Raw genomic sequence first — 21,851 nt, forward strand, 5'->3', positions numbered from 1 at the left:
GTCGCCGAGGATGCGCACGCCATCCTCATCATGGATCAGGCAGGCTGGCACATGTCCAACACTCTCGTCGTGCCGGAAAACATCACCATCCTGCCCACTCCCGCCGAAATCGCCGGAGCTGAACCCGGTCGAAAACCTCTGGCTCTTCATGCGCGAAAACTGGCTCTCAAACCGTATCTTCAAATCTTACGACGACATCGTTGATCATTGCTGCGATGCATGGCGAAAGCTCGAAAGCCAGCCTTGGCGCATCATGTCCATCGGACGAAGAGAATGGGCGAATGAGTTTTGATCAGCGAGGCGGCGTATAAGAGCCTGGGCGACCATCAGCATGTCTTCTTCCCACTTGGTATAGAAACCGCGTCGCTGTTCCCGCCACTGCAGATACCAGTCCCAAACACCGGGGAATACGAGAAGCCCAAAGCTCAACTGGCTAAGCGGTACGCCGAAACCTCTTACTGCGCCATTCGGTGAGGAAGCTAGTGCGCCGAACATCAAGCCGAGATGTTCTATCTTCTGAGAGGCCGTTTCCTCCCCCCAGACGCCATTCCGTTGAAAGCCAATGGCAGTCAGGGTCGAGGTTTTGAAACGGATGAGGTCTGCCATTTCCATTGCAAGCCTTGGCGGCGCATCGATAACCCCGGACAGCAGATCCGGATCATCGTTTTCTGCTGCTGCATTTTGATAGGTGCTGGCTACGGGTGCCAAGGACCGGGGTGATATGGAACTGCCGCCATAAGTGACACCGGGAAAGCGAATGGCATAACGTTGCTTGCTGGCCGCTGCCTGATATCGGCGATACTCTGTCGATCCGGAAATGATCACTCGGCGCACCCAATCGAGAATCTCCTCCCGCTTGGTAAAGGGCAGGCTGCTGAAGTCATCTGGCAGATGCACTGAAATCCTGCGCCGCTCAGCCGGGCTGATATCGCCGAGATCATGACCATAAAGCGAGCGCGCCTGGTGCGGTAGCTTGTCCTTGAAATATCCTTCCTGCAACCGATAGCGCCGCTCAATGCGGCGCAGGATATTAAAGCTGGCAACGGAGCGGGGCACGCGCTCCCCCTGCATCCAGGATAGCAGCGTCTTGTTATCGAATGTCTCATCCAGATGAACAACGGCGCGGTACAGCTGCCAATATGTGTCGCCGAACCGACGCATATGGTAGACCAATGCGTCCTGAAAGCTCGCCGGATCTTCTGTCGCTTCAAAGAGTGCTTCTGGGAAAGGGCTTATCGGTTTTAGTGCAGGCCCGCGCTGTGACGACGCAGACCGGGTAAAGGCACCGTCGATCGCCGCGGATTGCGGCTTTCTGGTCAAGGATGCGGAAGCTGCCTTCCTGGCGGGGGCCATTTTGCCCGAGCTAACTGTCGGCTTTGGCGGTCGTCGTTCTTCGGCCGCTGGTGGTGCACCCAGCCAGCGGATGATTGCATCCAAGCCCGGCCGGAGCTGCTTTTTCACTTCTGCCGTCAGCTCGGCTTCGATCCCACAGGCCTGACTGATCATCGTCCAGTCGATATGGCCATTCAGAAGCGGGGGCGATTTCCGGTAGATGATCAAACTGGCCAGATAAGGCCGTATGTTCTCCAACACCCGCCTGGATGCGATTGGAGCGATGCGAAGCTCGCAGAATTCCGAAATTTTTCGCTGAAAATGACGTGATGAAATGTCGTGTTTGGTCATGCTCATTCCGTTTCTCTCGGCATCAGTACCAAGGGCGAGCGGGAATATGAGGCGAGCTTTAACAAAGGATGTATCGGGCTGTCACTTTAATGGCGCCAAATCATCGTATTAGGCGCCTGTGCCGCCTGGACCAAGGCTCAGGAGTTCAATGTCGGTGCGTTAATTAAGCGCACTTATCTACGTCTGCTGCTTAATTAAATGAAATGCGCCTTGCTTAAATAATGGGCGCGGTTGATATTGGGTTATGTCTGATTCCGAATCCAAAAACCGCCTGGGTCGTTTCGTCGAGACGGTCGCTGCCAGTGAAACAGTGCGGGCGTTCGTCCCCCCACCATTGCCGCCCGAGCCGGCGATTGATGTGCTTTCATTGCTAGAGAGCCTCAGCTTGGCTGAGCGAGCGCTAGGACGCTTGGATGGTATCACAATGCTGCTGCCGAGACAGGAGCTTTTTCTTTATATGTATGTAAGGAAGGAAGCCGTTCTTTCCTCGCAGATTGAAGGCACGCAGTCGACGCTTTCTGATCTCTTGCGGTTTGAGACCGAAGCTCAAGCCGGGCAGCCGGTTGATGATATCCGTGAAGTCTCCAACTATGTTGACGCCATGATGTATGGTCTACAGCGGCTGGAAACGTTGCCCATGTCGTTGCGTCTGATCCGTGAGATGCACGCCAGGCTCCTGCACAGTGGGCGGGGAGGCACCAAGGATCCAGGAGAGTTCCGTCGCTCGCAAAATTGGATTGGTGGCACGCGCCCCGGTAACGCCCTCTTTGTACCGCCACCCGTTACTGAAATGGCCGGTTGCCTGGATGCGTTCGAGCGCTTCATGCATGACGACCAATCGCGGTTACCGGCGCTAATCAAAGCTGGCCTGCTGCACGTGCAGTTTGAAACGATCCATCCGTTTCTCGATGGTAATGGTCGTATCGGCCGGCTGCTTGTAACCCTATATCTTTGCATGAACGGCGTTTTGCGAAAGCCGTTGCTCTACCTCAGCCTCTATCTGAAGTCCCATCGGAGAGAATACTATCGGCTACTGCAAGAGGTTCGCGAACATGGTAATTGGGAAGCCTGGTTAGAGTTCTTCCTGACGGGTGTCGCCGACACTGCCAATCAAGCGTTTGAGGCTGCCACTCAGATCGTCGATCTTTTCAAGGAAGATCGGGAGCGGATAACGATGGAGAGTGATAGAGCAGGGTCGGCCCTTCGCATTCACGAGCTTTTCCAGCAGAATCCTTTTCACACAGCGAACCAGATTGTTCAGGTGACGGGTTTGTCCGCACCAACGGTCAACGCCGCACTCGCCGATCTGGAGCGATTAGGCATCGTTGAGGAGGTTACCGGCCGCAAGCGCGGCCGCGTGTTCAGCTATCGAAGATATCTTGCAATCCTGAGCGAAGGCACCGATCCCTTGCCTCTTAATTCATGACAAATAGATGAGCTGAAGGTTCGATTTTCATCAAGGCGATAAAATCGCGTTCCGTATTGCGACCTTTCCCCTCGATCGTTATACTGTTTTTGAAAAACAGTATAACCTCGGAATCGAGCTTATGAAATCCGTCGATCTCATGTACCAAACTATGCTCGCCGAGCTAGGTCAGCGCTCGCTCGACGCCGCCTGGACGGCTGATTTCCCTCCGGAGGGTCGATTCACCCCGGCAAACATCAAGGGAAGGAAGTATTGGTATTTCGACATCCCGGACGGACACGGTGGTACGAAACGTCGTTATGTTGGTCCTGCCGACGATCCGGATATAGCGCAGCGCGTATCTGATCATAAGCGGGACAAGGACGATCTACGCGCTCGCAGGCGGTTGGTAAATACCCTTACCCGCGAAGGCGGCATGATTTCCCCCGACGCAATGTCGGGCGACATCGTCGAAGCTCTAGCCAAAGGGGGTCTCTTTCGACTCCGTGGCGTTCTCATCGGCACGGTGGCCTTTCAATGCTATTCAGGGCTGCTGGGCGTGCGCCTTCCCATGGCTGCCATACTGACCGGCGATGCGGACATCGCTCAGGATTATGCCATCAGTCGAGAGGTTGAAGATAGTCTGCCTCCGATCGTGGAGTTGCTGCAGGACGTCGACGCCAGTTTCCGGCCCGTTCCACATAGATCGGGATCAGCGGCTTCGTCGGCATTTCAGAATGCCGACGGCTACAGGGTGGAATTCTTGACATCGAACCGCGGCTCGGACGATTACATCGATCAGCCAGCGAAGATGCCCGCCCTTGGTGGTGCCAGCGCGGATCCACTACGCTTTCTCGACTTTCTCATCAGGGAACCCGTAAGGACAATACTGCTCCACCGAAGTGGCATCCCAGTCGTGGTCCCCGATCCAACTCGGTACGCGGTCCATAAGCTCATAGTCGCCAGCCGCCGCCACACTGACGGGCAGGGGCCAGCGAAGCGCGAGAAGGACATTCGCCAAGCCGCGCTGCTTTTTGAGGCATTGCAGCAGACAAGGCGATCCGCCGACTTGGCCCTCGTCTACAACGAAGCATGGGAGCGAGGGCTGGCGTGGCAAGAAGCTATCCGAGTCGGGGCGGGGATGCTGCCGGCACCAGATGCAGACCGGTTCAAAACGGTCCTAATCGACGGCGCAAAGAAAAACCGCGAAGATATTGAGCTTCCATTTGGCGAATAGACCGCCCTCGCATTGAACGCCAGGCTGCTGATTTCGTTTGAAGTGGCGCAGACAAATAGGGTGTCGAGGGTCCAATTCTGCTCAAGAGCAAACCCAGTCAGATTTGCCTGACATCTGATTGATCAGGAAAGGCCGTACCAGGCACCGCGGCCCGCACCGTGCAGGACGAGGTGCCGTTGATCGACGAGGGCCTTAAGGTGATCTTTAATGGTGTGACGGCTCGCATCGGTGATCCTAGCAGCCTCCGCAACCGTGATCCGCCCATGCTCGCGCGCTAACTCGAGCAATGTGAGGGATAGTTCCGGCATGTCGGCGAGGATGATGCGCTCGCGCTCCATTTTCTTCTCAAGTCGGGTCTTCTGCTGATGCAGGGCTCTTAAAAAGAACTCGATCCAGGGGTTCCAGTCCGGCTCTGTGCTTCGGATCGTTCCCTGCGTACGCCGAAGAGAGATGTAATAGCTCTCCTTGCTCTGTTCGATGATGCTTTCGAGCGAGCTGTACGGGACGTAAGCGTAGCCGGCCCGCAGTAGCAGCAAGGTGGTCAGAATACGCGAAAGGCGGCCATTGCCATCTTGGAATGGATGGATTTCGAGGAATACGACAACGAAGATCGCGACGACCAAAAGTGGATGGAGGCGCTTTTCTCGTCCTTGCTCGTCCAACCATGCGAGAAGTTCTTCCATTCGACGCGGCGTATCGAACGGCGATGCCGTTTCGAAAACGATGCCGAGGCTCTCGCCCTGTTCGCTAAACGCTTCCACGTTGTTGGAGAGGGTTTTGTAGGCGCCGCGATGCCGCTCATCCTTGGTCGAATGCGCAAGAAGGTCGCGGTGGAGCTGACGGATATGATTCTCGGTGAACGAGATAGCTTCATAACCACTGAAGATGGTCTCCATCACCTCCGCATAGCCGGCAACCTCTTGCTCGTCGCGCGTCGTAAACGACCCTAGGCGAATGTTTGCCAGCAACTTTTCGACCTCTCGGTCGGTGAGGCGCGCTCCTTCGATACGTGTGGAGGAACCGACACTTTCGATCGTCGCCACGCGCCGGAGGCTCGACAGTCGCTCCGGCGCGATCCGGCCGATCGCGCGCCAAGCACCTTTGAATTCGTCAATTTCCGCGATAAGCAAAAGGATTTCGGGCGTGATCCGGACGGTCACCGTATTTAGACTCTCCATTATTCCATCCATTTCCATCCATTTCCCTGCATCCTGTCATGCACTATTTTCTCATCCAATTCCATCCAATTTCGAAGAGGTGGTCTTTCATTGTGTCTGCTGATCGCGAGTCAGACGATTTGCCACTCTTCGCTAGAGCGGATCCAGACTTCTGCAGCGAGATAAAAAAGGGGTTCGAGAGTGGCTGCTGGGCGAAGTTGAGACGGTCTTCGGATCTCATCGGCAAGGCGATAGCGACCAAGAACGAGGACCTGGCTTTCTAGGTCTCTAACATCTTTACGAAATCGGGTGACGTGGAAGCGAAACAACAGCGGGTCACAGGTTCGCATCCCTTCAAGACCTTTCGGGAGCGCTGGGCATCGATTAAAGGAGGGATACCGGCTTCATGCGCGCGATGCGATCTGCCCAAAAACCCGCGCGAAAACCGTGATGGAATGGTCCTCCCGGCCCGACTGATGTAGCTGGTCGGTCGACATCCCTAGGTTCGCGAAGAGGACGATTCCAACAGACTGGAGCGCACCGTCACGACGTTCGAGCTGCGGCATGACGTCGCGGCCATTCTGGTCGAAAAGGCGAGTACCGTCCAGCATGAGCCATCGAGATCGTAATAGCATTCGATCTCGCAGACCCTTCCTTCCTCATAGTTGACGATCGGGGTGCGGTCGCCACGATATTCCGTCTCGTCACTTTTACGACGGCTGTCGGGTGGTCCGAGGACGGCCTCAACTTCTGACGGCGTCATGCCGAAACGGATAGGGCCAACGCTTTCGAACGGTTTGATTTCCTAGGTCATCGAAGTCCCTTGTGTAATTTCCAAATGCAGCACTGAGCACCTGACTTAATCTGCAATATGGAGAAGACGCCTGACATCGTGTATGTGTTGCAAATCATCGCATATCGAAGGTCGTTCGTGTTGCGTTCCGCAAGGTTTTTGAACTGATCTATGAAACAGCCAAAGCGCAATTTTGTCATCGAGTACAAGTCCGGTCGTCGCCGGTCATCGACTGTCCAATCCAATTCCATCTGGGGTGATCTTGATCTCAAGTCCGTGGCTCGAGCGGTTGAGACGGATCTGCCAAAACAAGCCGTAGGAATCGACGGTCCTGCGGAACATGCACCTTCAAAACGCCTGGCACAGGATATCGTCTCTGAGGCCGATACACCGACGAATATTGTCTCGCCACCAGATGGTCAAAATGTCGCTGGGGATGTAAATCAGGGCGCGTTCGTCGACTACGATGCATTGATCGATGACGAAGAAGCAGTAGACGGAAACTACTCGAGAGGTTTCGCCGAGATTGCTTCAACGCGGGAACCTGCCAGATCAGAGCCAATTGGTGTCAAGCATGAGGTCCGCCGCGTGCGGCAAGTCGGCGCTAGCACAGGCCGTAAACCGGCCAGAACGGTGCGGACGCAGCCGACATTGTCGGACGCTGATAAGGAGCTGGCAGATCTCTTTCAGCTTGAAGAAGAGAACCGCCAGTTGAGACGCTTATTGGTTACGAAATTACGCGGAGAGAATGGCTGGTTACGCGAACGGCTTCGAGACGGTTAATCCGTAGCCGTACCGCGGTCCGGTTATTTCGCATCGAACCGGGCGAGCATTTTGCGCAGTTGCGCATTCTGCTCGGAAAGCTTTTCAGCAAGCTGGCGCCGCAAGGCATCAACCTCTGCATCGAGATCGGCCATCTCACTGATAAACGATTTCGGGATGGCAGAAGTGTTTTCCTCGACCTGGCTCAGAGGTGCCGGTCGCTTCACAACCGGTCGGGTCGTTTTCTGGCGCTTGAGTTCTGGCGTTTCCACTGGCTCGGCCAAAGCATCTGCGGTCGGCCTTTCTTCTTTTGCAGCGACGTTTTCATTGATCTCAGTCGGTGCATCTATGACTGCCGTATCTTTGGCATCTGCGGACGTAACAGAACTTTCCGCCGCTGCAGATGCGTCGTCGGAAATCTGAGCGGGCTCAAGGCTGATATCCGAGTTGGAGCGAGCCGCAGCACCCTCAACAGGTTGCTCCGCAGGCTTCACATCGATCTCTGCAGGTGCTTCAGTGGTCGTCGGTTGATGTTCGAGAGCAATGAGTTCGCGGGCAGCTGCTGGATGCTCCTGCCGAGCATCCACCTTCGGGGTACGCGACACTAGGTCAGCAACAAATCTCCACGGTGTTCTCATCGAATTCGCACTCTGCATGGCGACAGAATACTGTCGCAGTCATTTAGATAGGACAGGCCCACCGGGCCTGCCAATTTCGCGGATGGGTTGACGGCGTTGAGCGTCAAGCTTTACCGAGACGCTTGCGCAGATCAGCATTCTCAGAACGCAGCTTGTCGGACAGCTCCTTACGCAGCTGCTTGTTCTCTTCCTCAAGCTTGATGAGGTCGGCGATGTCGTCGATGAGAGCGACAGGAGCCGGGGCAGCGGCCTTCGCACGTGGCGTTTGTGTGGCGACTTTCTTCGGCTCGGCGGCAGCCTTCTCGGCCTTGACTGGAGCAGTCTTTGAACCGCGTTTTGCACGCGTCTTCTTGACGGGTTGTTCGGCAGCTGACGCATCTACCTCCGAGGTGGCGATTTTGGCGACAGCCTTTGGAGCACGAGGTTTGCGTGTCTTCTTTTCAGCAGGTGCGACGGCCGGTGCTTCGGTCGTGTCATTTGTCTCAGTCACTCTCTCGTCGGCCATCCGGGTTCTCCTCTGTCAGGCGCAAAAGTATGTGTTAGAGCATTACGTTAAGTCAATCCGCAGGTATACCCATCGGCCAGAATTAAGCCCACAAATTCCATGAGGTGCGGAATTGAACTCATTCGATGGCGAGCAGTGGAACCTTGCAGGGAACGGCCAGTGCGCGATTATCGATCAGGTCCACACGCGATGCCGCGTAATCGTAGGCCCAGGAGCTGATGTCCTTGTTGATGTTTGGAGCCACCGTGTCGAAGCCGGCTTCGAGCAACACGCCGTCCTTGAGACCCGATTTCGTACCGGTCGTCTCGGGGTAGTAGAGGCGGATGCCGCCGCTGCGATACGTCTCGTTATCGAATTCGGTATCGCGCTCGATCTTCTGGATACCGTCGATCGTGATCGTCTCGGCCAGCCAGTCATAGAAGCCCTTCCGGCTTTCACGATGCGCTGCCTTGTTGTGATGGGGGCCGGCTTTTACCTCCATCGCCTTCGGTGGTTCGATACGGATATCGATATCCTCCGAGAAGCGGTTGATGATGCGGTATCCTTTCGAGAGCGAGGTACCGCCCTTCAGCTCGAACGTCATCTCCTACTGCTGCAGGCCGTACAGGCAATGCATGATCCAATAGTCTTTTTCGACCAGCACCGGCTGCACCTTCATCTGGTCAGCGACGATGCGCAGCAGGGAAGCAAAATCCTTGTGCCTATGGAGGAAACCAGCTGGCATGTGGATCTGCGGCGAGGGTGTTGAAGAATTTCCGCGTGCGCACCATGCCGTACTCCTTGGCAGCACGTGTGAGGGCGGTGCGATTGCCTTGTAGGGCACGTTCCTTTACTCGGGCCAGCACCTGATCGCGGTCCTCGGCCAGCTGGTCGAGATTGTTGACCAGGTCGACCAGTAGGAATTCTTTAGTCAGGGTTTTGGGGAAGGCTGGCTTTCTGCGGAACTCGAACTCTCGGCCGCCCAGCATGAAGTTGCCGTGGCGCTTATGGTTATAGACGACGGTCTTGTTATAGAGCTGCGTCGCGCCGACACCCAGACTGTTATAGGCATTGGGCGAGGTGACGAGGTAACGGTCATCCTTTAGGAAAGCCTCAACGAGCGCATCATCCTCGGCGGGGGCTTTGCCGAACGCGGTCTGCTTCGGCCGGTGATAGACGCCGGTCGATAGCTTGGTCAGGTATCCCTCTGCCAGCAGCTGCTGAAGATGCCGATCGACAGACGACGACCATTGGGCGAGATCCTCCCGACGGTAGACCTTGCCTGGCCGCAGATGCTTTTTCAGTTCCTGTAACTTCGTCATGGGTTAGCTCCTGCACTCACCATAGCGACATATGGTAGTGAATGCATTTTTTTCAAATTTAATGCAAAGTTCGGCGGGCGAAATAGCATCTATCTTACTGAAGTAATTGAATTATATATGGTTTTTTAGAGGCCGACACTACTCGAATATCGAAAATCCCGGAACTGACTTTCCCTCCGAAAGGTCATGGTGTTGATTATGGAATGACGCTGGCAGTCGTCAGGCGTATTTCAGTTCCGGACCGGCGAGATGATAAGGCTCAACAAGGCAATCGGCAGGAATTCCCCATTCCTTGTGCAGCCGGTGAATCATTTGGACAGTCAGGGCGCGTTTTTTGTTCAGCACTTCGGATGCACGGGAGCGAGAACCTAACAGCGTCGCGAGGTCATTTTGGCTGCGTCCCGTCAGCTCCATGTGGGCCTTGATAAGTTCAATCGGCTCGGGCGCATCGATGGGGTAGTGCTTATCTTCGTATGCTTCGATGAGATCGGAAAGGACATCGAAGCGCATACCATCGGTGCTGAAAGGATCAGGCGGGTTATCGAAATACTGACTGACCTCTGCAATGGCCCATGCGAGGTCATCATCGTTTCTGATGGCGCGAATGTTATCCATTACACTGTCTCCGGGTTAATCTGGTCGTATTCCTTGTGAGTGCCAATGAACTTGATCAGCACTCGTTTGTAGGGGTAGGCGACGTGGACGATAAGCCGGTATTTGTTGCCCGATATGTCGAAAATGATGCGATTGTCGGAAACAAAATCTACCGCCGCGCCAAATGTTGCCTTCACATCGGCCGGCGTCGCCCATTCAGCCTTGCTGACGATCGCGTGCCACGTTTTTAGGGGCGTCTCGGCTTGAGCGTGAAGCTCCCAGAATTGTCTCAGTGTGGACTTGGCGATGATCTGCATAGTTTTTGCTATCATATTCCCAAATTGGGAACAAGAGAAATGTTTCCCGTAACGGGAACAATCGGGCATTAACTGGAATTTGGTGGAGGGAATATTGCAATCCGCCGTTAAATTGGCGCGGGGAAATGGGCTTTGCGTACAAAGCGAAAGGCCCGAACGCAGAAGATGTCGCGTCGGTGTCTCGAGCGAGTTGTCGAGGCGCAGATGATGCTGATAGGGCAGCCAAGTCTCATTTCACTCGCCTTCACAATCGAGAAGAACTGGGGGCCTACTATTCCGAGCTTGAGCGGCACCAGCGCACGCTTGATATCACCGACTGGATCATTTTCTTTTCAGAAACTATCCTGGATGCTCAACGGGCGACGCTTGAGCGCATCGACTTCTTCATTCAGAAAGTAAAGTTCTATGATCGTTTTCGAGGCCGGTTGGACGAGCGGCAGGCTTCAAAAGGGGGGCTAAGCGCCGAAAACTACATCTCGATCACAGATACGTCCCGGGCTACAGCAACACGCGACCTTCAGCAGCTTGGGGAGATCGGTGCACTTACGCGTCCGGGTGAACGTCGGCACACCCGGCACTCGCTTTCGTTGCAGAAATGAATTGCTGCCAGTCCAATGAACTCCACCAAAATCATCATCTAGGTGAACGGCTGTTCGATTCTGTTCGGCTGCAAAATATGGACCTCAAGTGGGCAATCCGATAGCCTTGGTTCATGACCAGTCCTACAAGCGCCATCCCATCGACCGGTAAAACGGTATCTGACGCTAGCCCCGGTATGCTCGGGGCATACTTTAACTTGTCTTAGGCCGTATCGCCGCCCTTGATGCCTGTGTGAGTAGGCCTGTATCGCTTGCAGTTGTCACGAGGCTGTAGCCTCTATCAAACATGTTACCGAGATCAGAAGGGTCGATCGCAGCGCCGCCGAGCAACCGGCCGGATGCGAGAACGCGCTCCTCGATATGGGCGATCGCTTTTTTAAGTTCGCTCGAACCGAGATCGCCGTAAGGCCCGAAGCCGGAGGTGAGATCGAGCGGGCCGATGAACAGCATATCGATGCCTTCGACCGCCGTAATGGCATCGATCGCTTCGGCTCCTTCGCGCGATTCGATCATGGCGACAACCAGTGTCCGGGATCGGGCCTGTTCCACATAGGTGAGCCGGTCCACGCCGTAACGCGCGGCACGGGAGACTGTGAACTGGGCGCCACGTCGCCCGAGGGGCGGATAATGGGCGGCTTCGACGAGCGCGCGCGCCTGTTCCGCGCAACGGACATCCGCCGAGACGATGCCGTCGAACCCGGCATCCAGCAGCGGTTTGATGTCCGCCGCCGAGGCGCCGTGCACGCGCGCGAGCACTGGCACGGTGCTTACGGACTTTATCGCGCGCAACTCGTGCAGTGCTCCGGAAAGGCCGGCTGCCGCATGTTCCCTGTCTATGACGAGCGCGCCGTAACCCGCCAGGGCCATGATTTCCCCCACGTCGGGAGAGGCCAAAAATAAGAATGCACCCTGCACCTTTGCGCCGGCGTGCAATTGCGCGCGGAGATCGGGGTGATCGGTTTCAGGCATGCTTGCGTCTCCAGAAGATTTCTGTCGAAAAGAGCGCGCGTTGGCACGGGACGCAATCCTGTAATTCTTTGCAGGTAGGCAGCCGGTTTCAGCACTGGCATGCTGTGGGCATATTGAACTCACAGGGATGACATATCGATGCAGCAGAGGCCTGAAGTCCTTGAGGGATATGCCCCTTTCCGGGAATACAAGACCTGGCTTCAGGTAACGGGAAACCTGAATTCCGATAAGGTGCCGCTGATCGTGGCCCATGGTGGTCCCGGCTGCACCCATGATTACGTGCTGTCTTTCGCAGATATTGCGCAGAGTGGCCGTTGCGTCATTCACTATGACCAGATCGGAAATGGCCGCTCGACTCACCTGCGCGATGCGCCGGAGGGTTTCTGGTCCGTCGATCTGTTTCTCGACGAGCTGGACAATCTGCTGCGCCATCTGGGAATAGGGCAGTGCTATAATCTGCTTGGGCAGTCATGGGGTGGAATGCTGGCAGCGGAACATGCGGTCCGGCGCCCGGAGGGGCTCAATGCCCTCGTCATTGCTTCCTCACCATCCTCCATGCCGGTCTGGGTGGCCGAGGCGCTGAGATTGCGCAAGGCCCTTCCGCTCGACGTGCAGGAGACGCTTGCACGCCACGAGGCGGACGGCACCTATGATCATCCCGACTATCAGGCGGCAAGCGATGTCTTCTATCGGCGTCATGTGTGCCGCCTCGATCCCTGGCCTGATGACGTGGTGCGAACCTTCCGGGCGCTCGCGGAAGACCCCACCGTCTATCATGCGATGAACGGACCGACGGAGTTCCACGTCATCGGAACACTGAAGAACTGGATCGTGGATAACCGGCTTCACCGTGTTGCCGTACCGACGCTCGTCATGTCCGGTTATCATGACGAAGCGACGCAGGCCTGCGTTGAGCCCTTCGTGCAACTCATCCCGAATGCGCAGCAGATCGTGATGCCGAACTCCGCGCATATGTGTCATCTGGAGGAGCGCGCCGATACCATGACTGCCGTTGAAGGATTTCTGAGCCAACACGACCTGAGGGTTTCCGCATGACAACCGCCACCCGTTTTGCCGCCGTTCAGATGTGCAGCACCGCCGATGTCGCATCGAATAATCGCGCCATCGAAGGGTTCGTCCGCGAGGCGGCCGGACTTGGGGCGACCGTTGTCAGTCTGCCGGAAGCCGCCAATATCCTGTTGAAGGATAATATACAGTATGCCGGCATCTGCGTTGCCGAAGATGACGATACGACCCTGGCGCTTTGCCGCCGACTGGCCGCCGAACTGCGAATATGGCTGCACGATGGATCGCTTCTGATCAGAACCGAAGACGGTACGCGCATCTGGAACCGCACCCATGTCATCTCTCCAACGGGAGAGATCGTTGCGCGTTACGACAAGCTGCACACTTTCGACGTGAAGCTCGGCGAGGGGCATGATTTCCGGGAATCGCGGGCCGTGCAGCCGGGCGAGGGCCCGCCTGTCGTCGTTGATCTCGGCGCCTCAAATGTCAGGCTCGGATTGTCGATCTGCTATGATGTGCGGTTTGCCGCGCTCTTCCGCGTGTTGGCCAGCGCTGGTGCAAATGTGCTGATGATCCCGGCATCCTTCTCGCCTGTTACCGGGCCGGCGCATTGGGAAACCCTGCTGCGGGCGCGTGCGATCGAAACCGGAAGCTATGTCGTTGCTGCGGCCCAGTGCGGCACGCGGGATGGTGTACAGACGCATGGTCATGCCATGATTGTCTCTCCGTTTGGAGAGGTCATTTCTTCACTGGGTGAAGAACCCGGTGTCATCGTTGCGGATATCGATCCGGCAGAGGTGGAGGAAACCCGCCGTCGTTTGCCCGGTCTCACCCAGGGCCGGGATCTGCGGCCGACAATGACAGTGTTTGCCGGAAGTCTCTCATGACGGCGTCGCTTTATCAGGTCAACCCGCCCGCAGCGCCGCTTTCATCTGATCTTGTCGACCTGATGTCGCGGACTGAAACGGCAACCATCGGCCATATCCTGCATGATGGTTTCTGTGATCCGACCCTGGCCCCGGTGGTTACCGGCAAGCGTGTGGCCGGCACGGCGTTCACGGTTCGCATTCCGGGCATGGACTCGGCGACATTGCATTATGCGCTGTCCATGGTTCGCCCCGGGGATATCCTCATCATCGATCGCGCCGGCGATGATACGCATGCCTGCTGGGGCGGAGTGGTCACCCTCGCGGCCAAGCTGGCCGGCGTTGCCGGCGCCGTCATCGATGGGCGAGCGACCGATTTTGCCGAGATACGCAGTCACGATATGCCCGTCTGGTGTCGTGGAACCTCGTCGAAAACGACAAAATTCGTCGGCCTCGGTGGTGCCATCAACATCCCTGTCAGCGTCGGCGGAATATCGGTGATGCCAGGCGATGGCGTTCTCTGTGACGAAAATGGCGTCGTGGTGCTGAAACCGGAACAGATCATGCCGATCTGTTCGCGCGCAATTGCCATGCAGGAGAACGAGGCATCCGTTATTGCCCGCCTGCGGCGCGGCGAGCGCCTCTGCGATATTTCCGGCGCAACCACCATGGTCGAAGGTCGCTAGAATATGAGCAACGGCACCCGCCTCAGTTTCCGCAAGCAAAATTGGCGCCAATTTTGTTTGCCTTATTGGTTTGATAAGTCCAGATTGCTTGGGCCAACAGGAGCAAGAACGACGTGACGTTTCATTCGACGAGCCCGATCCATGCGTTTACCGACGGTGAGCCGCGTTTCGGTTTCCTGTTCTCTCCGGCAGGCGGTCCTGTTGAGGAGGGGGCCGATCCGAGCGCGGCCAAGGCGTCTCTGGTCATTGTCGCTCACGGCTCCGATCGCGATGCAGCCGGCATGCTCGAGGCCATGCGCGAAGGGCTTGGGGGGAGGGCAGTCTCCATTCTTGCACCTCTCTTTGCCTCCGAGATCGACGGAGAGGATCATTCCGACGGTTATAAATTCCTGGTGTCGGCCGGTATCGATTATATTTCGGTGACGAAATCCATGATTGCCGCAGCCTCCAGGCTGAGCGGAGGTTTCGGCAGCGTCTATCTCTTCGGATTTTCGGGCGGCGCGCAGTTTGCCCATCGATATGCGCTGTTTTGTGCATCGGAACTGTCAGGGCTTGTTGTCGCCTCACCCGGAAATGTGACGCTGCTTGATGAAACGCTCGAATGGTGGCCGGGGCTTGGCGGCGCTGCCGCGGCGATTGGCCGTGCAACGGATATTACTTCGCTGCGCAAGCTTCCGGTCGGGATCATCATCGGATCGGAAGACCGGGCAGGCGGCCTCGTTGCGCGGCCCGCCGGTGCCCCGCATGGATCCCTTTACGAGGGCGTGGCCGGGGCCAGTCGTCTGGAGCGTGCGCATAGCCTGAGCCTGAGCTTCCGTAGCCACGATATTCAGACCGTTTTCCATGAAATCGAGGGTGTGGGTCATGAACTCAGGCCCGTCACCTTGAAAGCTGCGGAGTTGATCTCGCGATGGATCGATGCCGGGGAATGCCAGACATCGCTGATAAAAAAAGGGGAATGAAGCCGTGAAATACAGATATCTTCTGACTGCCGCCGTCATACTCACCGCCGGTGCCGTCAAGGCGCAGGATGTGCCGGCGGGTTATCCTGCCAGCTATTCCAAACTCCTTGCGGAGGCGAAAGCCGAGGGCAGCCTGCGCATCTACACGAACCTCAGCGAAGACAATATCGCGCCGGTTATCAAGGCTTTCAACAAGGCCTATCCAGACATCAAGGTCGGGAGCCTGGAAATGGGACCTTCCGAAGCCTTTTCCCGCTATCGTGCCGAGGTGGGGAGCGGTGTTGAATCTGCCGATCTCCTGATCTCCAGCACGATCGTCGACTGGATGAGCGTGATCAAGGATGGCCTTTTAGCCGACTACAACTCGCCGGAGCGGGAGAAGCTGCCGGAATGGAGCTATCCGCACGCCGGCCTTTATACATTCTCCGCTGACCCCATGGTGACCATCTACAACAAGCTGACGGTTCCGGCGGAGCTTCAGGTCGACAGCATGGAGGCTTATTTCGCCAATATCTCCGCGCATCCGGACGTGTTTTCCGGCAAGGTCGGGACCTATGACGGCCGTTATGCCTTTGGCGGCGCGCTCAATTATGCTCTGGTGGAGCGATATGGCGACAAGGCCTGGGGCTGGTTCGAAAAGGCCGGTCCGTCCATCAAGCCCGGCGGCGGTGCGGGTGGCATGATCGAGCGCACGTTGAGCGGAGAACTTTCTTCGGCCTATTTCGTCTCCGGGCCGGTGGTGTTCAGCAAGATCACCGACGGGCTTGGTGACATCATCGGCTGGAATTTCCCGAAGGATGGCACCGTCATCTTTCCGCGCGGAATGGGCATAACGTCGAAGGCTGCGCACCCGGCCGCGGCCAAGGTTTTCCTTGATTTCCTTCTCTCCGAGGCAGGCCAAGCGGCGGTTGCCGCCGGAAAACTCACGCCATATCGCCCCGGCTTTGTCGCGGAGGGAGACCTGTCCTATTCGCTGGACGAGGTGGCCAAGGCCGTGGGCGGAAAACAGAACCTGCTGATGATTAGCTACGACCGAAAAATGATCGATGGCAATGCGGCCTTTTCGGCCCGCTGGGGCGCTGCTTTCAAAATGTGATTGACGGTCCGGCGTGATGTCGCGCCGGACCCTGACAAAAGGGTGGACAATCATGGGCCGCAGCCCTCGTATTTCTTCGGCGATCCCTCAAGGGGAGGCGCCGTCAACCTTGCCGGACTACTCACGGCTCATTCAACTGCTGATCTTCGTCGTGACGGCGATCCTCATGCTGGCGCCGGCAATTCCCATCGCCGTTCAGGTTTTTATCGATCGGCCGCTTTATTCCGAAGGCTGGGTCTTCACCTTCGCCAATTTCGGCAAGCTCTTTGGGTCTGAGCAGCTCGTTTCGGTTCTTGGCACAACGGCTATCTTCGCCGTGATCACCGTCGTCATCGCGCAGGTCGGTGGCGTGGCGGCCGCCCTGCTGCTCGGGCGCACCGATCTTCCCGGCAGACAATGGATAGGCGGCGTCCTGATGTGGCCGCTTTACCTTTCCCACCTGATCTTTGGCATGGGATGGGTCATCATGTATGGACCGTCCGGATTTGTGACCCAGTGGCTCGCGCGTATGCTGGGTGGTGCCCCCTGGAATCTCTATTCCCTGACGGGTATGGGGATTGTCGCCGGCGTGTCGCAGATCCCGCTCGCCTATCTCTATTGTCTTTATGGCGCCGTTCGATCCGTCGACCCCGCGCTTGAACATGCGGCGCGAACGGTCGGTGCCCGTCCCCTGAGTGTCCTAGCGCGCGTAACCCTGCCGTTGATGATCCCTTCGATCATAACCTCCGCCGCACTCAACCTCATCATCGCGGTCGAAACGCTGTCCATCCCGCTTTTTCTTGGCGGACCTGCGCGGATCGAGACGCTGTCGACCTTCCTCTATCATCAGGGCATTGCGGCAAGCGATCCGGACCATGGTCTGATTGCGGCCTCCTCCCTGCTTCTCGTTGTGCTCGTGGCGGCGACACTGTTTGTCCAGCGGTTATTACTGCAGAACAGCCATCGCTACGAGACGGTAAAAGGCAAGGGCAGCCGTCCTGCCCTCCTCAAGCTCGGCAGCTTGAAATGGCCGCTTGTCGTTATCGTGGCACTATTGGCTTTCTTCCTCGTCATCGTGCCGGTCTTCGGCGTTGTCCTGCGTGCATTCACCACCTTCCTTTCGCCGCTCGTGGCGCCCTGGACCACGTTGACCTTGAAGAATTTCAATACGCTGCTGGCTTCTGAGGCTTTCGTCCGGGCGATCCGCAACACCTTCTTCGTGTCTTTCTTTTCCGCATCGGCGGGAACTATACTGGCAGTGATGGTGGCGTTGCTCATTCAGCGGTCGGACTTTCCGTTCAAGCGCACGCTGGAGACGCTCGCCTATTCGCCACGCGTCATCCCCGGCCTCATTACCGGACTGGGTATCTTCTACGCGACAGTCATCTTCGCACCGTTGGGCTGGCTGCGTGGCAGCCTGTGGATACTCGTCCTCGCTTACGTCATGGCGACGCTGCCGCTCGCGCTCGGCGCCATACAGCCGGCCGTCATCCAGATCAGCGCGGATCTCGACAAGGCGGCGCGCACGGTGGGGGCGAACTGGTTCAGTTCGATGCGCATCGTCATGGTGCCCCTTCTGCGATCGGCCATGCTGGGCAGCTTCGTGCTGTTGTTCATCTTCCACCTCAAATCCTACATCATCGCCATTTTCCTCATCGTTCCCGGGCTGGAAGTGATGGGTGTGACGATGCTCAGCCTCTGGACAAATGGTGATGTCGGCGTAACCGCCGCCTTTGCAACGCTTCAGATGGTTCTCATTGCTCTCTTCCTCGTCGCGATGCGGCTCGTTTTCCGGGTAAAACTCTATGACTGATCTCGTCCTTTCCGATCTTACCCGCAGCTATGGTGCCATCAACGCCATAGACAACATTAACATCACGGTCGGCGCCGGAGAGTTTCTCACCCTGCTTGGTCCGTCAGGCTGCGGCAAATCCACGACGCTTGCGGCGATCGCCGGCCTCGATCAGCCGACCCATGGCCGCATCAGCTTTGCGGGCCGCACATTATTCGATGCCGCTACGGGAATTGCGCTTCCGCCCGAGGCACGGGGGTTTGGCGTCGTTTTCCAATCCTACGCGCTCTGGCCCCACATGACGGTGGAAGACAATGTCTGCCTCTCCCTCAAGCTGCGGAAGGTCGCGGCGCCCGAGCGAAACCGGCGGGTAGGGGAGGCACTCGAACTCGTCGGATTGACCGCCTATGCAAAACGTTATCCCGGCGAACTGTCCGGTGGGCAGCAGCAGCGTGTGGCCCTGGCACGCGCGGTGGTGTTCCGCCCGACACTGCTTCTGCTGGACGAGCCACTGTCCAATCTGGATGCCCAGCTTCGTCAGGAAGCACGCGTCTGGCTGAAGAACATTCAACGCGAGCTCGGCCTGACCGCGATCTATGTCACCCATGACCAGGAAGAGGCTCTATCGATGAGCGACCGGATCGTGGTGATGCGCGGAGGCCATATCATTCAGATGGGCACCCCGCAGGATATTTATGAAAGGCCTGTACATCCCTTCTCGGCGAGTTTCATCGGCAGCGCCAATCTGATTGCGGGCGGGTCTGTTTCTGAGGTTTCCGAGAAAGAGGCGGTCATCACGTTCGGGGACGGGCAGGCCATTCGCGGAGTTGCGCCATTGCCGCTCCAGTCGGGCAGCCCGGCTGTCGTTGCGGTGCGGCCCCAGAATATCCGGCTGGCCGAGGTGCCAGATGCAAATCGCCTTCTTGTTCACTTCGGCCCCGCGAATTATCTCGGCGACCGGTTTGAGCAGGAAGCCTTTCTCGGAGAATGCCGTCTTCGTCTTCAGGCAATCCGGCCGGCGCCTGAAGGACAAGGTAATATCTGGATCGATCGGGCGAATGCGCTTATTTTCCCGCCGGATGAACGCGCGAAAGACAAGACCTGATGAACGGCGGCAAGGACAGAGATTTGGATAGGCCGGAAACGACGAGACCGGCCGAAGTGGTACGCCCGCTTACCGAGCGTATCCGTTCGGACGTTTTGGTGGGCACCTATCGCCCCGGTGAGTGGTTGCGGCAGGTCGATCTGCAGGAGACTTACGGTGTAACCCGGGCGCAGATCCGCCGGTCGCTGGACGATCTGGTGCTGATGGGCATGGCGGAGCATGTGCCCAATCGCGGTATCCGCCTGGTGGTACCCAGTACCGAGGCACGGTCGCAGATTTCGGAGATCCGCACCATTCTGGAGCGGGAAGCGGCGCTCCTCATGGTCAAGGATATACGATCGAGTGATATCGAGAAGATAGCCGCGGCGGCGGCGGCTTTCGAACAGGCCATCGAAGTCGGATCGTATGTGGAATTACGACGCCTCAACCACGAATTTCACAGGACCATGAATGCCTCGCTTGCCAATACAATGATGGCGAACCTGCTCAATGATCTGAGGGAACGCGATCTGCCGGGCTCCTGGTCGGGTTGGGTCAGCACGAGCACTCTAAAAGCCTCGTCGGATGATCATTTCGACATGGTGGAGGCGTTGCGCAGGCGCGAAGGTCCCCGGCTTGCGGAAATCCTTGGTCGACACATCAACCGCTGGCGTGCGCATATGGCCGAGGCGTAGAGAACCGGCGCGGCCGTTGCCGGATGAAATCCTGTGATTGTGTTTCAGTATCGCGACAAATTATGCCGTGATTTATTCGGTGGTTCCCGGCACGGCACGTAAAAGACGCTCGGTATATTCGTGTTCCGGATGTCCGAACAGCCGGCTCGGCTCGCCGATCTCGACCAGTTTTCCGCGCTGCATTACTGCTATTAGGTCACAGATCGAGCTTGCCACTCTGAGATCATGGGTGATGAAGATCATGCCGAACCCGTGCTGTTCCTGCATACGGCTAAGAAGTTCCAGAACCTGTGCCTGAACCGATACGTCGAGCGCCGAAACGGCTTCGTCTGCAATCAACAGCTCAGGCTCAAGCGCAAGCGCGCGGGCAATGCAGATGCGTTGTCGTTGCCCGCCGGAGAATTCTCGCGGATATCGCATTGCCGCGTCGGGGCTCAGCCCCACGGCCACTAGCAGGTCTCGGGCGCGCGCATTGGCCTCTGCCACAGGCATTCCGTGAATGATGGGGCCTTCGGCAATCGCAGTGCCGACCGCCTGGCGTGGATCCAGCGCGCTGTATGGGTCTTGGAAGACGATCTGTACTGACCTGCGCAGATGGCGCAACCTGCGCCCGTATAGTCTGGTAATATCCTGCCCGTTGATCCGGACTTCACCCGAATCTGCCTCGATCAGCCGGATGATGGCTCGTGCAAGGGTCGATTTGCCGGACCCCGATTCCCCCACGAGACCGATCGTCTCTCCCCGGCGAAGCGCAAGACTGACATCGTCGAGTGCAGCGAACTTTCGCCCATCTGAATGAAAGGTCTTGCGCAAGTTTTGCGCCTCCATGACAGGTGGCTGCGAGTTCGGCCGGGCGTTGCGTGGATTGAGCCTCGGAACCGCCGCCAGCAGGGCTTGGGTGTAAGGTTCCCTTGGCGTGTATAGAACGTCATCAACCCGTCCGCATTCGATGAGCCGACCTTTCTGCATCACTATCACCCGGTCGGCTATATCTTTTACAACGCCGAAGTCGTGAGTGATGAAAATCACCGCAGTATTGTGGCGTTGTTGCAATTCATCGACCAGATGAAGAATCTGCGCCTGAGTGGTCACATCAAGTGCCGTCGTCGGCTCGTCGGCAATCAGGACCGCAGGTTCGAGGGCGAGCGCCATAGCTATGACGACCCGCTGGCACTGCCCACCTGATAATTGATGCGGATAGGCGTTGTAGATATGTTCAGGATCGGGAAGGTGCACCTCGCCGAGCAGGTCTATGACCCGCTGGCGGATAGCCCACCGGTCGAGATTCGTATGAATCCTGAAGACTTCGGCAATTTGGTCGCCCACACGGTATACGGGGTTGAGCGACGCCATTGGCTCCTGGAAAATCAGGGCTATCCTGCGCCCGATTACATCCCGGTGGCTTGCGGCGTCGAGCCCCAGAATGTCTCGCCCTTCAAAACTGATCTCCCCCGAGGTAACGCGAACCCCTGTATCCAGCAGCCCCATGATGGCCAGCGATGTGACCGACTTGCCTGATCCCGACTCACCGACCACACAGAGCGTTTCACCGGCATGAACCGCGAAGGATACGTCTGTTACGGCATGCGTACGATCGGCTGATTTCGGCAATGCGATCGTCAGACGCCGGACCTCGATAATTGGCTCGGGGACGGCATCAGTATCGTTACCGGAGTTGTGGTTCATCATCACCTGTTTCCGATCC

22 protein-coding genes and 3 pseudogenes are annotated in these 21,851 nt (G+C 57.2%); 13 read left to right on the top strand and 12 right to left on the bottom strand.

Annotation, left to right across the window (positions count from 1 at the left end; all coding sequences use genetic code 11):
* Positions 1 to 292: pseudogene (locus ACI2KA_RS23545) on the top strand (transposase); the annotation flags it as partial.
* Positions 293 to 303: 11 nt separating this feature from the next.
* Here the strand turns inward: ACI2KA_RS23545 and ACI2KA_RS23550 are convergent.
* Positions 304 to 1,689, bottom strand: a pseudogene (locus ACI2KA_RS23550) (hypothetical protein); the annotation flags it as partial.
* Between the two features lie 238 nt (positions 1,690 to 1,927).
* On the opposite strand from ACI2KA_RS23550, the gene ACI2KA_RS23555 reads away from it, so the two are divergent.
* Positions 1,928 to 3,109: a Fic family protein gene (locus ACI2KA_RS23555; RefSeq protein WP_404504884.1), complete on the top strand. Its 1,182-nt coding sequence runs from the start codon at positions 1,928 to 1,930 to the stop codon at positions 3,107 to 3,109.
* A gap of 121 nt (positions 3,110 to 3,230) precedes the next feature.
* Entirely contained in the window at positions 3,231 to 4,325 is a 1,095-nt protein-coding gene (locus ACI2KA_RS23560) for a GSU2403 family nucleotidyltransferase fold protein (protein ID WP_404504885.1), read from the top strand.
* A gap of 122 nt (positions 4,326 to 4,447) precedes the next feature.
* On the opposite strand, the gene ACI2KA_RS23565 is transcribed toward ACI2KA_RS23560, so the two are convergent.
* Together ACI2KA_RS23565 and ACI2KA_RS23570 are read right to left on the bottom strand one after the other, a co-directional pair.
* Positions 4,448 to 5,503, bottom strand: a complete 1,056-nt coding sequence (locus tag ACI2KA_RS23565) for a Fic family protein (RefSeq protein WP_404504886.1) — start codon at positions 5,501 to 5,503, stop codon at positions 4,448 to 4,450.
* Positions 5,504 to 5,886: 383 nt separating this feature from the next.
* A complete protein-coding gene (locus ACI2KA_RS23570; protein WP_404504887.1) occupies positions 5,887 to 6,093 on the bottom strand; it encodes a hypothetical protein in 207 nt (68 codons plus the stop codon).
* Positions 6,094 to 6,446: 353 nt separating this feature from the next.
* Between ACI2KA_RS23570 and ACI2KA_RS23575 the strand changes: the two genes are divergently transcribed.
* The gene (locus ACI2KA_RS23575) at positions 6,447 to 7,058 is read left to right on the top strand and encodes a hypothetical protein (RefSeq protein ID WP_404504888.1); all 612 of its coding nucleotides are present in this window, start codon (positions 6,447 to 6,449) and stop codon (positions 7,056 to 7,058) included.
* A 23-nt stretch (positions 7,059 to 7,081) separates the two neighbouring features.
* Here ACI2KA_RS23575 and ACI2KA_RS23580 read toward each other — a convergent pair whose 3' ends face one another.
* The 7 genes from ACI2KA_RS23580 to ACI2KA_RS23610 all read right to left on the bottom strand — a co-directional run bounded on the left by ACI2KA_RS23580 (position 7,082) and on the right by ACI2KA_RS23610 (position 10,392).
* On the bottom strand, positions 7,082 to 7,675 hold the full coding sequence (locus ACI2KA_RS23580) for a hypothetical protein (RefSeq protein ID WP_404504889.1): 594 nt from the start codon (positions 7,673 to 7,675) through the stop codon (positions 7,082 to 7,084).
* A gap of 103 nt (positions 7,676 to 7,778) precedes the next feature.
* Complete coding sequence (locus tag ACI2KA_RS23585; protein ID WP_404504890.1) at positions 7,779 to 8,180, bottom strand: SyrB-like regulator; 402 nt, start codon at positions 8,178 to 8,180, stop codon at positions 7,779 to 7,781.
* A gap of 118 nt (positions 8,181 to 8,298) precedes the next feature.
* On the bottom strand, positions 8,299 to 8,763 hold the full coding sequence (locus ACI2KA_RS23590; RefSeq protein ID WP_404504891.1) for a nucleotidyl transferase AbiEii/AbiGii toxin family protein: 465 nt from the start codon (positions 8,761 to 8,763) through the stop codon (positions 8,299 to 8,301).
* 3 nt (positions 8,764 to 8,766) lie between these two features.
* Positions 8,767 to 8,904 carry a hypothetical protein gene (locus tag ACI2KA_RS23595; protein ID WP_404504892.1) on the bottom strand — a complete coding sequence of 46 codons (138 nt, stop codon included), beginning with the start codon at positions 8,902 to 8,904 and terminating at the stop codon, positions 8,767 to 8,769.
* Positions 8,882 to 9,481 (bottom strand): DUF6088 family protein, encoded by a 600-nt coding sequence (locus ACI2KA_RS23600; protein WP_404504893.1) that lies wholly within the window; start codon positions 9,479 to 9,481, stop codon positions 8,882 to 8,884. Before ACI2KA_RS23600 ends, ACI2KA_RS23595 begins: the two co-directional genes overlap by 23 nt.
* Before the next feature lie 219 nt (positions 9,482 to 9,700).
* Positions 9,701 to 10,096 (bottom strand): type II toxin-antitoxin system HigA family antitoxin, encoded by a 396-nt coding sequence (locus tag ACI2KA_RS23605; protein ID WP_404504894.1) that lies wholly within the window; start codon positions 10,094 to 10,096, stop codon positions 9,701 to 9,703.
* Positions 10,096 to 10,392, bottom strand: coding sequence for a type II toxin-antitoxin system HigB family toxin (locus ACI2KA_RS23610; RefSeq protein ID WP_174033810.1), 297 nt, complete (start codon positions 10,390 to 10,392; stop codon positions 10,096 to 10,098). The genes ACI2KA_RS23605 and ACI2KA_RS23610 overlap by 1 nt, the downstream gene beginning before the upstream one ends.
* Before the next feature lie 213 nt (positions 10,393 to 10,605).
* Between ACI2KA_RS23610 and ACI2KA_RS23615 the strand changes: the two are divergent.
* Positions 10,606 to 10,991, top strand: a pseudogene (locus ACI2KA_RS23615) (DUF4172 domain-containing protein); the annotation flags it as partial.
* Between the two features lie 192 nt (positions 10,992 to 11,183).
* Here the strand turns inward: ACI2KA_RS23615 and ACI2KA_RS23620 are convergent.
* Positions 11,184 to 11,960: an HpcH/HpaI aldolase/citrate lyase family protein gene (locus ACI2KA_RS23620; protein WP_404504895.1), complete on the bottom strand. Its 777-nt coding sequence runs from the start codon at positions 11,958 to 11,960 to the stop codon at positions 11,184 to 11,186.
* 138 nt (positions 11,961 to 12,098) lie between these two features.
* On the opposite strand from ACI2KA_RS23620, the gene ACI2KA_RS23625 reads away from it, so the two are divergent.
* The 8 genes from ACI2KA_RS23625 (at position 12,099) to ACI2KA_RS23660 (ending at position 20,146) form a co-directional block, all read left to right on the top strand.
* A complete protein-coding gene (locus tag ACI2KA_RS23625) occupies positions 12,099 to 13,016 on the top strand; it encodes a proline iminopeptidase-family hydrolase (protein ID WP_404504896.1) in 918 nt (305 codons plus the stop codon).
* Positions 13,013 to 13,873, top strand: a complete 861-nt coding sequence (locus tag ACI2KA_RS23630) for a carbon-nitrogen hydrolase family protein (RefSeq protein ID WP_404504897.1) — start codon at positions 13,013 to 13,015, stop codon at positions 13,871 to 13,873. Before ACI2KA_RS23625 ends, ACI2KA_RS23630 begins: the two co-directional genes overlap by 4 nt.
* Positions 13,870 to 14,538, top strand: coding sequence for an RraA family protein (locus ACI2KA_RS23635; RefSeq protein WP_404504898.1), 669 nt, complete (start codon positions 13,870 to 13,872; stop codon positions 14,536 to 14,538). The genes ACI2KA_RS23630 and ACI2KA_RS23635 overlap by 4 nt, the downstream gene beginning before the upstream one ends.
* A 113-nt stretch (positions 14,539 to 14,651) precedes the next feature.
* Positions 14,652 to 15,500, top strand: a complete 849-nt coding sequence (locus ACI2KA_RS23640) for an alpha/beta hydrolase (protein ID WP_404504899.1) — start codon at positions 14,652 to 14,654, stop codon at positions 15,498 to 15,500.
* Between the two features lie 4 nt (positions 15,501 to 15,504).
* Positions 15,505 to 16,596 carry an ABC transporter substrate-binding protein gene (locus ACI2KA_RS23645; RefSeq protein ID WP_404504900.1) on the top strand — a complete coding sequence of 364 codons (1,092 nt, stop codon included), beginning with the start codon at positions 15,505 to 15,507 and terminating at the stop codon, positions 16,594 to 16,596.
* Between the two features lie 109 nt (positions 16,597 to 16,705).
* Entirely contained in the window at positions 16,706 to 18,388 is a 1,683-nt protein-coding gene (locus ACI2KA_RS23650) for an ABC transporter permease (protein ID WP_404504901.1), read from the top strand.
* Complete coding sequence (locus ACI2KA_RS23655; RefSeq protein WP_404504902.1) at positions 18,381 to 19,472, top strand: ABC transporter ATP-binding protein; 1,092 nt, start codon at positions 18,381 to 18,383, stop codon at positions 19,470 to 19,472. Before ACI2KA_RS23650 ends, ACI2KA_RS23655 begins: the two co-directional genes overlap by 8 nt.
* A 23-nt stretch (positions 19,473 to 19,495) precedes the next feature.
* On the top strand, positions 19,496 to 20,146 hold the full coding sequence (locus ACI2KA_RS23660; RefSeq protein WP_404504903.1) for a GntR family transcriptional regulator: 651 nt from the start codon (positions 19,496 to 19,498) through the stop codon (positions 20,144 to 20,146).
* Between the two features lie 72 nt (positions 20,147 to 20,218).
* Here the strand turns inward: ACI2KA_RS23660 and ACI2KA_RS23665 are convergent, their stop codons facing one another.
* The gene (locus ACI2KA_RS23665; RefSeq protein WP_404504904.1) at positions 20,219 to 21,835 is read right to left on the bottom strand and encodes an ABC transporter ATP-binding protein; all 1,617 of its coding nucleotides are present in this window, start codon (positions 21,833 to 21,835) and stop codon (positions 20,219 to 20,221) included.
* Positions 21,836 to 21,851 lie beyond the last annotated feature (16 nt).

This window comes from Agrobacterium sp. NPDC089420, from assembly GCF_044900305.1.
Taxonomy (GTDB): domain Bacteria; phylum Pseudomonadota; class Alphaproteobacteria; order Rhizobiales; family Rhizobiaceae; genus Agrobacterium.

Excerpts from the sequence above, each read along its gene's own strand:
- ACI2KA_RS23555 (WP_404504884.1), top strand. The coding sequence starts at position 1,928 with ATGTCTGATTCCGAATCCAAAAACCGCCTGGGTCGTTTCGTCGAGACG.
- ACI2KA_RS23560 (WP_404504885.1), top strand. The coding sequence starts at position 3,231 with ATGAAATCCGTCGATCTCATGTACCAAACTATGCTCGCCGAGCTAGGT.
- ACI2KA_RS23565 (WP_404504886.1), bottom strand. The coding sequence starts at position 5,503 with ATGGAGAGTCTAAATACGGTGACCGTCCGGATCACGCCCGAAATCCTT.
- ACI2KA_RS23570 (WP_404504887.1), bottom strand. The coding sequence starts at position 6,093 with ATGCTGGACGGTACTCGCCTTTTCGACCAGAATGGCCGCGACGTCATG.
- ACI2KA_RS23575 (WP_404504888.1), top strand. The coding sequence starts at position 6,447 with ATGAAACAGCCAAAGCGCAATTTTGTCATCGAGTACAAGTCCGGTCGT.
- ACI2KA_RS23580 (WP_404504889.1), bottom strand. The coding sequence starts at position 7,675 with ATGAGAACACCGTGGAGATTTGTTGCTGACCTAGTGTCGCGTACCCCG.
- ACI2KA_RS23585 (WP_404504890.1), bottom strand. The coding sequence starts at position 8,180 with ATGGCCGACGAGAGAGTGACTGAGACAAATGACACGACCGAAGCACCG.
- ACI2KA_RS23590 (WP_404504891.1), bottom strand. The coding sequence starts at position 8,763 with ATGACGTTCGAGCTGAAGGGCGGTACCTCGCTCTCGAAAGGATACCGC.
- ACI2KA_RS23595 (WP_404504892.1), bottom strand. The coding sequence starts at position 8,904 with ATGCCAGCTGGTTTCCTCCATAGGCACAAGGATTTTGCTTCCCTGCTG.
- ACI2KA_RS23600 (WP_404504893.1), bottom strand. The coding sequence starts at position 9,481 with ATGACGAAGTTACAGGAACTGAAAAAGCATCTGCGGCCAGGCAAGGTC.
- ACI2KA_RS23605 (WP_404504894.1), bottom strand. The coding sequence starts at position 10,096 with ATGGATAACATTCGCGCCATCAGAAACGATGATGACCTCGCATGGGCC.
- ACI2KA_RS23610 (WP_174033810.1), bottom strand. The coding sequence starts at position 10,392 with ATGCAGATCATCGCCAAGTCCACACTGAGACAATTCTGGGAGCTTCAC.
- ACI2KA_RS23620 (WP_404504895.1), bottom strand. The coding sequence starts at position 11,960 with ATGCCTGAAACCGATCACCCCGATCTCCGCGCGCAATTGCACGCCGGC.
- ACI2KA_RS23625 (WP_404504896.1), top strand. The coding sequence starts at position 12,099 with ATGCAGCAGAGGCCTGAAGTCCTTGAGGGATATGCCCCTTTCCGGGAA.
- ACI2KA_RS23630 (WP_404504897.1), top strand. The coding sequence starts at position 13,013 with ATGACAACCGCCACCCGTTTTGCCGCCGTTCAGATGTGCAGCACCGCC.
- ACI2KA_RS23635 (WP_404504898.1), top strand. The coding sequence starts at position 13,870 with ATGACGGCGTCGCTTTATCAGGTCAACCCGCCCGCAGCGCCGCTTTCA.
- ACI2KA_RS23655 (WP_404504902.1), top strand. The coding sequence starts at position 18,381 with ATGACTGATCTCGTCCTTTCCGATCTTACCCGCAGCTATGGTGCCATC.
- ACI2KA_RS23665 (WP_404504904.1), bottom strand. The coding sequence starts at position 21,835 with ATGATGAACCACAACTCCGGTAACGATACTGATGCCGTCCCCGAGCCA.